General features: G+C 44.9%; 3 protein-coding genes. All 3 read right to left on the reverse strand.

Annotated features, from left to right (window positions below; genetic code table 11):
* Nucleotides 1-140: 140 nt before the first annotated feature.
* Entirely contained in the window at nucleotides 141-1,304 is a 1,164-nt protein-coding gene (locus tag FTU35_RS13065) for a zinc-dependent alcohol dehydrogenase (protein WP_180006203.1), read from the reverse strand.
* Between the two features lie 330 nt (nucleotides 1,305-1,634).
* Nucleotides 1,635-3,578, reverse strand: a complete 1,944-nt coding sequence (locus FTU35_RS13070; RefSeq protein WP_180006202.1) for an ATP-binding cassette domain-containing protein — start codon at nucleotides 3,576-3,578, stop codon at nucleotides 1,635-1,637.
* Nucleotides 3,575-3,770 (reverse strand): hypothetical protein (locus FTU35_RS13590; RefSeq protein ID WP_373684773.1); only part of this gene is annotated, 196 nt, incomplete at its 5' end. The genes FTU35_RS13590 and FTU35_RS13070, both read right to left, overlap by 4 nt.

Consider the following 3,770-nt stretch of genomic DNA (forward strand, 5'->3'; position numbering starts at 1 on the left):
TCAAATGGCGATTCAGCGTTTAATTGGTTTTGGGAAAAAAGAAGAGTTTAAGGAAATTTTGGCAATTTTAAGAAAGCAGAATCCTGATAGGATAAGGGTTCTGTGAAATTTGTCGTGTACAGAGTATTTTTTTAGTACATTTACGGCGTTAGAATGACTTTACGACGGTCTTCTTCCTTTTTATCAAAAATACGGTAACCTTCCGCAGCATCTTCCAGTTTCATGCGATGGGTAATAATCACATCTGGAGACAGATCTCCATTTTCAATATGTTCGAGCAACTGCGGCAAGTATTTATGCACATGGGTTTGCCCCATTTTAAAAGTCAAACCTTTATCAAAGGCATCACCAAACAGGAAGCCATGAATTGGACCGGCATAAACCCCCGGTACACTCACCACACCGCCGCGGCGGACTGCTGCAATACATTGTCTGAGCGCTGAACCACTCGAACCTTCTAATTTCAGGTTGGTCATTACGGTTTCCAGAACACTCCCTTTGGCCTCGAAACCAACGGCATCAATAACTGCATCAACACCACGATAACCTGCTGTATTTTGAATAATAAATTCAGCTGCATCGACTTCATCAAAGTTGACCGGAATGACCCCATAGGTTTGATGAGCAAATCGCAAGCGATAAGGGTGATGGTCTACCATGAAGATCTGTTCGGCACCGAGCATCCGTGCACAAGCTGCAGATAACAGACCGACTGGACCAGCACCATAAATTGCCACTGTAGAACCACGGGTGACTTGAGCATTGGTTACTGCCTGCCAGGCTGTTGGCAGAATATCGGTCAGGAATAATACTTTTTCATCAGGCAAAGAGCCGGGAACCTTAAACGGTCCGACATTACCTTTGGGAATTCGCACATATTCAGCCTGACCACCCGGAACACCACCATACAGGTGGCTAAAGCCAAACAAGGCCGCTCCTGGTGGAATCTGTTTTTTATTCAGGATCGCACCACGACCCGTATTGGTATTTTCACAGGCAGCCATGAGTTCATGTTCACAGAAAAAACAGTGACCGCATGCAATGACAAAGGGAATGATCACCCGGTCACCTTTTTTGACTTCTGTCACTGCAGGGCCGACTTCTTCTACAACTCCCATAAATTCATGGCCGAAAATATCACCGTCTTCAGTGGCCGGGATTTTACCCCGGTATAGATGTAGATCTGAGCCACAGATAGCGGTGGCTGTCACCCTTAAAATAACGTCATCTGGTTCCTGAATCACTGGATCTGGAACAGATTCAACTCGTACATCCCGAGCACCATGATAGGTAAGAGCACGCATGCGGATTTCCTCTCTAGTTCAACATAAATAGTCTCAAATAAGGCTGCTGATTATTAAAAAGCCTTTTTATTAGAGCCTTATAACCTGACCTAGAGCTGTAAATTAATGTATGAAATAAGGAAGCCGAGTGTTTAAAAAATAAACTTATATAGTACTTGCGTAATTCACTACAAAATATGTCAAAAATCGAGTAAATGATTAACCAAGCTGAGAAGTGTAGGAAAATAGGTAAGAGAAAAGATTTACTAATAGCAGAGAAAATATAAACCCATAAAAAAAGGATCAGTAACTATAGTTAATGATCCTTGAAGCTTTAAATGAATATTAAAATTAACTTTCCTGGAAAGACTGTTCCAGTTCTTCTAATTCCATCATCAGTTCTTGCATCTGTTCTTCAGCAGTTTCCAGTTGTGCTTTCAGTTCAGTCTGCTCATTCATGAGCTTAAGCAATTCATCCTTACGCGCTGCATCATACAGACCAGTATCTGCCAGCTTTTCTTCAATTGCAGCGAGTTTTGGCTGCAACTTTCCGATCTGGCTTTCACATTTTTCAATATTTTTGCGAATCGGCCGAGTCTGCTCACGTTGGCGAGCAGCCTCCTTGCGTTGGGTTTCTTTATCCATTTTACTCGGTACAGATTTCGCTTCAGCTTGCTGTGTTTTCACCACTTCAGCAGTTTTAGGCGCATTTTTTAATAATTCTGCACGTGCCTGACGTAACCACTCGGCATAAGCCACCAGATCACCATCAAATTCAGTACATTTGCCGTTATGAACTAACAGCAGCTCATCACAGACACTGGCGATCAGCTGACGTTCATGCGAAACCAGCACGACAGCACCCTCGAAATCTTGTAGTGCCATCGTTAAAGCATGACGCATATCCAGATCCAGATGGTTGGTTGGTTCATCCAGAATCAGCACGTTTGGACGCTGCCATACGATTAATGCAAGTGCTAAACGGGCACGTTCACCACCCGAGAAACTTTCACTTGGTGTATCCATGCGTTCGCCGCTAAAGCCGAAGCTGCCGAGGAAAGAACGCAAGCTGGCCTCACTAATTTTAGGATCAGCGATACGTGCCAGCTGCAACATCGGGCTGGCGCTACCATCCAGTGCATCCATCTGGTGCTGGGCAAAGTAGCCAATATTTAACAATTCTGAGTCTTTACGAAGACCTTTAATTAAAGCTAAATCACCGACGAGAGATTTAATCAGAGTCGATTTACCAGCACCATTCATCCCCAGCAGACCAATACGGCTATTTGGAGTAATTTGCAGGGTAACATTACGCACAATCAGCTTATCGCCATAACCGATATCGGCATTTTCCAGTTGTAGTAATGGTGAACTCATTTTGGTTGGTTCACGGAAGCTGAAAGTAAACGGCGTATCTACATGCGCAACAGAGAGTTCCTGCATACGCTCCAGCTGCTTGATTCGGCTCTGGGCCTGTTTTGCCTTGGTGGCTTTGGCCTTAAAACGGTCAATAAATTTTTGTAGATGGGCACGCACTTCAAGCTGCTTTTCATAGGCTTGTTGCTGCTGTGCCAGACGTTCGCTACGGGTACGCTCAAAAGTCGAGTAATTACCGGTATAAAGTATCAGTTCCTGATTTTCGATATGTAAAATATGATCGGTAATGGCATCCAGGAAATCCCGGTCATGTGAAATCAGCACCAAGGTGCCTTCATAGGATTTGAGCCAATCTTCTAGCCAAAGAATCGCATCTAAATCTAAATGGTTGGTCGGTTCATCCAGTAATAACAGATCAGAACGGCTCATCAAAGTACGCGCCAGATTGAGACGCATACGCCATCCCCCCGAAAAACTGGCAACATCCAGCTCGGATTGATAATCCATAAAGCCCAAACCTGCCATCAGCTGTGAAGCCTTAGAGGGTGCCACATAACCGGAAATTTCGTCAAAGCGGCCATATAGGCGTGCCAGTTCAGCATCATCCAGCTGTTCAGGATGATTCAGCTTTTGTTGGATATCCCAGTATTCCTCATCGCCAGACAGGACAAAATCAATCGCCTTCATATTCAAGGCTTTGATTTCCTGGGCCATATGCGCCACAGTCCAGACTGCAGGACGGGTCAGGGAACCACTGTCAGACTCAATCCCACCCAATAGTGCTGAAAATAGGGTCGACTTGCCGGCTCCATTGACACCGGTCAGGCCAATTTTCCATCCAGGATGCAATTGCATGGAGGCTTTCTGGAAAAGGATGCGTCCACCGCGGCGTATGGTTAACTGATCTAACTGAATCATGGAACTGTACTGACATTCGACAAGAAGAATGGCGCTATTCTAAAGGAAAGCCCATCAAAATAAAAGGCACTGTTGCAAATAGTCGGTGGTGATAAACTTATCATCCCCTTTTGCTGATGGAGCTGCACATGAACCCATTCAAAGGCCGGCATTTTCAGCGTGACATCATTCTGTGGGCCGTACGCTGGTACT

Source organism: Acinetobacter sp. YH12095 (assembly GCF_013419245.1).
In the GTDB taxonomy this organism is placed as follows: Bacteria; Pseudomonadota; Gammaproteobacteria; order Pseudomonadales; family Moraxellaceae; genus Acinetobacter; species Acinetobacter towneri.